Source organism: Arthrobacter oryzae (assembly GCF_037911235.1).
GTDB classification, from domain to species: Bacteria; Actinomycetota; Actinomycetes; order Actinomycetales; family Micrococcaceae; genus Arthrobacter; species Arthrobacter oryzae_E.
The window spans coordinates 24,246-31,341 of sequence record NZ_JBBLYW010000013.1 but is presented as its reverse complement, the minus strand read 5'-3'; the positions used below and the strand labels follow the sequence as shown (position 1 = coordinate 31,341).

The window sequence follows — 7,096 nt, the reverse complement described above, 5'->3', positions numbered from 1 at the left end:
GCCGGAGGTCAGCTCTTCCCATTCGTCCAGGAGGCTGGAGTCGACCTGCCGGACCAGCTCACCGAGCCACGCAATGAGGTCCTCGAGGTCTTCCCGCAGGGCATCCTGCGGGACCGTCTGGCGCAGGGCCTTGAAGCCGTCGGCGAGGTACCGCAGCACGATGCCTTCGGAACGGGCCAGGCCGTAGAACTGGACGAACTCGCCGAAGTTCATGGCACGCTCATACATGTCCCGGACCACCGACTTGGGGGCGAGTTCGAAGTCGCCCACCCACGGTGCGGCCTTTCGGTAGACCTCGAACGCCTCGCCCAGGATTTCCGCGAGCGGCCGGGGATAGGTGACGTCCTCCAGCATGGCCATGCGCTGGTCATACTCGATGCCGTCGGCCTTCATGGCGGCGATCGCTTCGCCGCGTGCCTTCTTCTGCTGGGCCGAGAGGATCTGTCGGGGTTTTTCCAGCGTGGATTCGATGACGGACACCACGTCGAGGGCGTATGACGGCGACTCCGGATCAAGGAGTTCCAGCGCCGCCAGCGCAAACGGTGAAAGCGGCTGGTTCAGCGCGAAGTTTGCCTGCAGGTGGACCGTGAGCCTGACGGTCCTGCCGTCGGCCCCCTGCTGTTCCGGCGGAATCCGTTCCACCACGCCGGCGGCCAGCAGTTCCCGGTAGATGCCCAGGGCCTTCTTCATCAGCTGCAGCTGTGAACTGCGGGGTTCATGGTTTTCCGTGAGCAGCCGCCTGGCAGCCTTGAAGGGGTCGCCGGGCCGTTCCATCAGGTTCATCAGCATGGCGTGGGTCACGGTGAAGCTTGACGTCAGCGGGTCGGGGACGGAGGACACCAGGCGGTTGTAGGTGGGTTCGCCCCAGGACACAAAGCCCTCCGGCGGCTTCCGCTTGACCACCTGGCGGAGCTTCTTCTGGTCGTCTCCGAACTTTGCGGTGGCCTTGGCCATCGCCTTGACGTTCTCGATCACATGCTCTGGAGCCTGCACCACCACGGTGCCGGCGGTGTCGTAGCCGGCCCGCCCGGCACGGCCCGCGATCTGGTGGAACTCGCGGGAGTTCAACAGCCGTGTCCGGACGCCGTCGTACTTGCTGAGAGCGGTGAGCAGGACCGTGCGGATGGGAACGTTGATGCCCACCCCCAGCGTGTCGGTGCCGCAGATGACCTTGAGCAGGCCCGCCTGCGCCAGCTGCTCCACGAGCCGCCGGTACTTTGGCAGCATGCCGGCGTGGTGGACGCCGATGCCGTGCCTGACCAGCCGGTTGAGGGTCTTGCCGAACCCGGCCGCAAAGCGGAAGCCTGCGATGAGCTCAGCGATCTTGTCCTTCTCCTCGCGGGTGCAGACGTTGATGCTCATCAGGTTCTGCGCACGGTCGATCGCTTCAAGCTGGCTGAAGTGGACCACGTACACAGGGACCTGCTTGGTGGAGAGCAGCTCCTCGAGGGTCTCGTGGACTGGCGTCTGCTCGTAGTAGTAGTGCAGCGGAATCGGGCGTTCGGCGGAACTGACAGTCGTCGTCGGCCGCCCCGTCAGCTCGGTGAGGCCGGTTTCGAAGCGGCTGACATCGCCAAGCGTCGCGGACATCAGCAGGAACTGGGCCTGCGGCAGCTCCAGGAGCGGCACCTGCCAGGCCCAGCCGCGCTGCGGGTCGGAGTAGAAATGGAACTCATCCATGATCACGGCGCCCAGGTCCGCCCCGGCGCCTTCGCGCAGGGCGATATTGGCGAGGATCTCAGCGGTGCAGCAGATGATCGGCGCGTCCTGGTTGACGCCCGAGTCGCCGGTGATCATCCCGACGTTTTCGGCGCCGAAGATTTCGCACAGGGCGAAGAACTTCTCTGAGACCAGGGCCTTGATGGGTGCCGTGTAGTAGCTGCGCTCTCCCCGGGCCATCGCCTGGAAGTGCGCGGCGATAGCCACCAGGGACTTGCCGGAGCCCGTGGGAGTAGCCAAAATGACGTTGTCACCGGACGCCAGCTCCATGATGGCTTCGTCCTGTGCTGCGTACAGGGACAGCCCGCGGCTTTCCGTCCATTCGACGAAGCGGGTGTAGAGCTCGTCCGGATCGTGGGCCGCCCCGCTGGAGGTGCGATCGGCCGGGACAGGGAGCTGCTCAACGAGTTTCATTGCTTTCAAGCTTAGTGCCCGCCGCCAATGGGTGGTTCTTCCTTGGTCGCGGGGCCGGGCCGGGCTAGGCTCGGCCTGACGGCAACAGCACGAGCCATTGGAGGGCGTCTTTGAAATGGGATCCTGCGAAGTACGTGGAGTTCGGGAACCACCGCGACAGGCCATACTTTGACCTCACGGCACGCGTCCATGCCGGGGATCCGCTTCACGTAGTGGACCTCGGCTGCGGTCCCGGGAACCTGACGGCGACGCTCGCAGAGCGCTGGCCCGGGGCCGAGGTGGTGGGAATCGACTCGTCTGCCGAGATGCTGCGGAAGGCCGCGGACCACGCGGCCCGGGCCGCCAATCTGTCCTTCGCGCTGCGGGACATCACTGAATGGATGCCTTCGGACCGGACCGACGTGGTGGTGTCCAATGCTGCCCTGCAGTGGGTCCCCGGCCACCCCGCTTTGCTGGCCGGCTGGCTGGAGGCACTCAGGCCGGGCGCCTGGTTCGCCCTGCAGGTTCCCGGCAATTTCGGTTCCCCCTCCCATGTGCTGATGAGGCAGCTGGCCGAGTCCGGCCGCTGGAAACAAAGGCTCGACGGCGTGCTGCGCCACGATGACGCAGTGGCCGAGCCCGCCGAATACCTGAACATCATGCTCGGCGCCGGCTGCGACGCCGACGCCTGGGAAACCACCTACCAGCAGGTTCTTCACGGGTCGGACCCGGTGCTGGAATGGGTCAGGGGAGCAGGGCTCCGCCCGGTGCTTGCTGCGCTGGCGCCGGAAGAGGCTGCGGAATTCGAAGCGGAGTATTCCGCGCTGCTCAGGGACGCCTATCCTGCCACCGCCCACGGCACCGTGTTTCCGTTCCGAAGGATCTTCGCAGTCGCGCGGAAACGGAGCTGACCATGCCGTCACTGCGGGGGGAGGTGCGGTGCTCCGGGGCATGATGCTGCGGCTGCTCGCCGCGCACAAACCGGCGGTCCTGGCCATCGTGGTCCTGCAGCTGGTCCAGACGACGGCCAATCTCTTCCTGCCCACGCTCAACGCCGCCGTGGTCGACGACGGAATCGTCAAAGGAAACACGGACCTCATTTTGAGGCTGGGCGGCTGGATGGCGGGAATTGCCGCCGTCCAGGTGGCCGCTGCCCTGGCTGCGGGGTACCTCAGTGCCAATGTGGCCATGAAGCTCGGCCGCCAACTGCGCCTGGAACTCTTCGCCAGAGTCCAGGCGCTATCCTCCCAGGAAGTGGGGACCTTCGGTGTGCCGAGCCTCGTCACACGGGCCACCAATGACGTGCAGCAGATCCAGGCGCTGGCCGTCCTGGTTTTCACCATGCTGGTGGCTGCGCCGGCCATGGGAATCGGCGGCATCGTGCTGGCCCTGAATCAGGACGTGGCCCTCTCCGGCATCGTGGTGGCCATCGTGCCGGTGCTGGTTCTCATCATGTATGTGATCGTCCGGCGGCTGGTGCCCCTGTACCGGGAAGGCCAGGTCCTGATCGACCGCATCAGCAGCGTGCTGCGGGAGCAGATCATCGGAGCCAACGTCATTCGCGCCTTTGTCCGCCAGGCGCACGAGGCGCGCCGTTTCGCCGTCGTCAACCGCGAGCTCACCCGGAACAACCTGCAGTCTGCGCTGCTGGTGGCCGGAATGCTGCCGCTGATCATGATCGTGGTGAACCTGTCATCCGTGGGCGTGGTGTGGTTCGGCGGCCACAGGATCCAGGCCGGGGAAATGCAGATCGGCGCACTGACTGCGTTCATCGCCTACATCCTGCAAATCCTCATCGCCATCATGATGGCGATGTACGTCCTGATGACCGCTCCCCGGGCCGCAGCCTGTGCTGAACGGATCCAGGCCGTGCTGGATACCCGCCCGGCCATCGCGGATCCGCCGGTTTCCCGGTCTGGACTGCCCCACGGGCGGCGCACACCGGGCGGCACGGTGGAATTCCGGGATGTCAGTTTTGCCTATCCCGGAGCAGAGGCACCGGTGCTGGACCGGATCAGCTTTACGGCGTCCCCGGGCACCGTCACCGCCATCATCGGTTCAACGGGCAGCGGAAAGTCAACGCTGATTAACCTGCTGCCCCGGTTCCTGGACGCCACCTCAGGGGACGTCCTGCTCGGCGGGCATAACGTGCGCTCGCTTCCGCTTCATTTCCTGCGGGACAGCCTGTCGCTGGTGCCCCAGCGTGCGTACCTCTTTTCCGGCACCATCGCCGAGAACCTGAGAATCGCCGCGCCCGAGGCCAGTGATGAGGACCTCTTCCGAGCGCTCCGCACCGCCCAGGCGGAGGACTTTGTCCGTGAGCTGCCGCAGGGGCTCCACAGCGCCGTCGGCCAGGGCGGAACAAACCTTTCCGGCGGGCAGCGCCAGCGCCTGTGCATAGCCCGGGCACTGCTCCGCGACGCCCCCGTCTACGTCTTCGACGACAGCCTCTCATCGCTGGACTATGCAACGGATGCCCGCCTCCGCCAGGCTCTCGCCCCGCTCACGCGCCGATCCACAGTGATCATCGTGGCCGAGCGCATCGCCACCATCCTTGATGCGGGCCTCATCCTCGTGCTGGACCAGGGGCAGCTCGTGGGCCAGGGGACCCACGCCGAACTCATGCGCACCTCGACGGTGTACCAGGAAATTGCCGCGTCACAGCTTGCGCTGGGAGGAAGGCTATGACCGCACGCACGACGGCGGCGGTCACCGGCGGGGGGCCGGGAGCCGGCGGGGAGGCGGGAACCGGAGCCTGGGCCACCGGCAGGCGTCTCCTGGGACTCCTGAGGCCAGTCAAATGGCGGATGCTCGGCGCCGTGGCGGCCACGTGCGCGTTTGTGGCGCTTAACGTGACGGCCCCCAAATTGCTGGGAGACGCCACCGACGTCGTTGTTGAAGGTGTTTTTGGAGGGACCTTCAACGAACAGGAGCTGGCCGCCCTGCTGCTGATCGTGGCAGTGATGTATATCGGGGCGTCCGTCTTTAGCTGGGTGCAGGGTGCCGTCACGGCCACGGCGGTGCAGCGGGTGAGCTACCGGTTGCGGGCCGCTGTGGAGGACAAACTGCCGCGCCTACCCTCCGCACATTTCGACGAGCAGCGCCGCGGCGACGTACTCAGCCGGGCCACCAACGACGTAGACAACATCTCCCAGGCCCTGAACCAGCTGCTGAACCAGCTGATCCTGTCGGTGCTGATGCTGCTCGGCGCGCTGTCCATGATGCTGTGGCTGTCGCCCTTGCTGGCACTCATTGCGCTGGTGACCGTGCCGTTTTCCACGGTGGTCACAGTACTCGTGGCGCGGAAGTCCCAGACCCACTTCTCCGAGCAGTGGAGCACCACGGGCGAACTTAACGCGCACCTGGAGGAGTACATCACCGGCCACGAAGTGCTCAAGGCTTTCGGACGGCAGGGGATGGCCACCGAGACCTTCACCAAGAGCAATGACAGGCTGTTCCGGGCCAGCGCCCGCGCACAGTACGTTTCCGGCGCCGTGCAGCCCCTCCTGGTGTTCGTCTCCAACCTCAATTACATTGCCGTGGCCGTGGTCGGTGCCCTGCAGGTCACGGCCGGCGCGATGACCATCGGAGGGGTCCAGGCCTTCATCCAGTTCAGCCGGCTCTTCAGCCAGCCCATCAGCCAGATCGGCGGCATGGTGACGCTGATCCAGTCCTGCATCGCCTCAGCGGAGCGGGTGTTCGCACTGCTCGACGCGGCCGAAATTCCACCGGAGAGGAAGGGCCCGGAACGGCCGGAGCCGGCAGGGCCGAATCGGGGGGAGCCGGAGGACCCGGAGCGGGGGGAGCCGTCAGGCGGCTGCGTCCCCGGAGCCGGGACCACCGGCGGCCGCGTGGTGTTCGACTCCGTCACCTTCGGCTACAGCAGCGGTTCCCCTGTGGTCCATGAACTGTCGTTTACCGCCGAGCCGGGCGGAACCGTCGCCATCGTGGGCCACACCGGTGCCGGCAAAACCACCATGGTGAACCTGCTGATGAGGTTCTATGAGCTGGATTCCGGCCGGATCACCATCGACGGGGTGGATATCGCGGAGTGCTCCCGGGATGAGCTCCGGTCCATGATCGGGATGGTGCTGCAGGACGCGTGGGTGTTCACGGGCACCATCAGGGAGAACATTGAATACGGCCGGCCCGGTGCGAGCGACGCCGACATCCTGACCGCTGCCGAAGCCACGCTGGTGGACCACTTTGTCAGGGCCCTCCCGGACGGCTACGCGACGGTGTTGGGCAACGACGGCGGCACCCTGAGCCAGGGCCAGCGGCAACTGATCACCATCGCCAGGGCACAGCTCGCCGGCCGCAGCATCCTGGTCCTGGACGAGGCGACCAGTTCGGTGGACACCCGCACAGAGGTGCAGATCAGGCGGGCGATGCTGCAGCTGCGGCAGGGCCGGACCAGTTTTGTGATTGCCCACCGTTTGTCCACCGTGCGGGACGCTGATCTAATTCTGGTCATGGACCACGGACGAATCGTTGAACAAGGCAACCACCACCAGCTGCTGGCAGCCAACGGCCATTACAGCAAGCTCTACGATGCACAGTTTGCCGGCAGGGAAGAGGCCTTGCGCGCAGGGGACTCCGGGCTGTGAGCGGCGTGAACGAATTTCCCGGGACCTGGAAGCCCAACCAGGGCAGCTCCGTGCCGCTGTTCGAACAGCTGCGCCTGAACATCATTGAGCGGGCGGACAGCGGTGCCCTCGCCCCCGGTACGCGCCTTCCGGCAGTGCGTAGCCTGGCCACCGCCCTGGGCGTGGCTCCGCACACCGTGGCCCGCGCCTATAAGGAGCTGGAGGCGGCAGGAGTTGTTGCCACCCGCGGCAGGCACGGAACCATCGTCTGTGCCAGGGACGAGGCCTGGACGTCGCTAAGTGCGGCAGCTGCAGAATTCGCGACAGCGGCGAAAGCCCAGGGCGCCAGCTTCGCCGAGGCGGTGCAGCTGTTGGCGGCGGCCTACGACGCCGAATAG

General features: G+C 66.1%; 5 protein-coding genes. 4 read left to right on the top strand and 1 reads right to left on the bottom strand.

Annotation, left to right across the window (positions count from 1 at the left end; all coding sequences use genetic code 11):
• Nucleotides 1–2,133 (bottom strand): DEAD/DEAH box helicase (locus WMN78_RS04510; RefSeq protein ID WP_340532286.1); only part of this gene is annotated, 2,133 nt, incomplete at its 3' end.
• Between the two features lie 110 nt (nt 2,134–2,243).
• On the opposite strand from WMN78_RS04510, the gene WMN78_RS04505 reads away from it, so the two are divergent.
• Genes WMN78_RS04505 through WMN78_RS04490 form a run of 4 tightly spaced genes read left to right on the top strand, consistent with a single transcriptional unit; the run spans nt 2,244 to nt 7,096 of the window.
• Nucleotides 2,244–3,023: a trans-aconitate 2-methyltransferase gene (locus WMN78_RS04505; RefSeq protein ID WP_340532285.1), complete on the top strand. Its 780-nt coding sequence runs from the start codon at nt 2,244–2,246 to the stop codon at nt 3,021–3,023.
• 40 nt (nt 3,024–3,063) lie between these two features.
• Nucleotides 3,064–4,800 (top strand): ABC transporter ATP-binding protein, encoded by a 1,737-nt coding sequence (locus tag WMN78_RS04500; protein WP_340532289.1) that lies wholly within the window; start codon nt 3,064–3,066, stop codon nt 4,798–4,800.
• Nucleotides 4,797–6,719, top strand: a complete 1,923-nt coding sequence (locus tag WMN78_RS04495; RefSeq protein ID WP_425341113.1) for an ABC transporter ATP-binding protein — start codon at nt 4,797–4,799, stop codon at nt 6,717–6,719. The genes WMN78_RS04500 and WMN78_RS04495 overlap by 4 nt, the downstream gene beginning before the upstream one ends.
• A complete protein-coding gene (locus WMN78_RS04490; RefSeq protein ID WP_340532283.1) occupies nt 6,716–7,096 on the top strand; it encodes a GntR family transcriptional regulator in 381 nt (126 codons plus the stop codon). Before WMN78_RS04495 ends, WMN78_RS04490 begins: the two co-directional genes overlap by 4 nt.

Excerpts from the sequence above, each read along its gene's own strand:
- WMN78_RS04500 (WP_340532289.1), top strand. The coding sequence starts at position 3,064 with ATGATGCTGCGGCTGCTCGCCGCGCACAAACCGGCGGTCCTGGCCATC.
- WMN78_RS04495 (WP_425341113.1), top strand. The coding sequence starts at position 4,797 with ATGACCGCACGCACGACGGCGGCGGTCACCGGCGGGGGGCCGGGAGCC.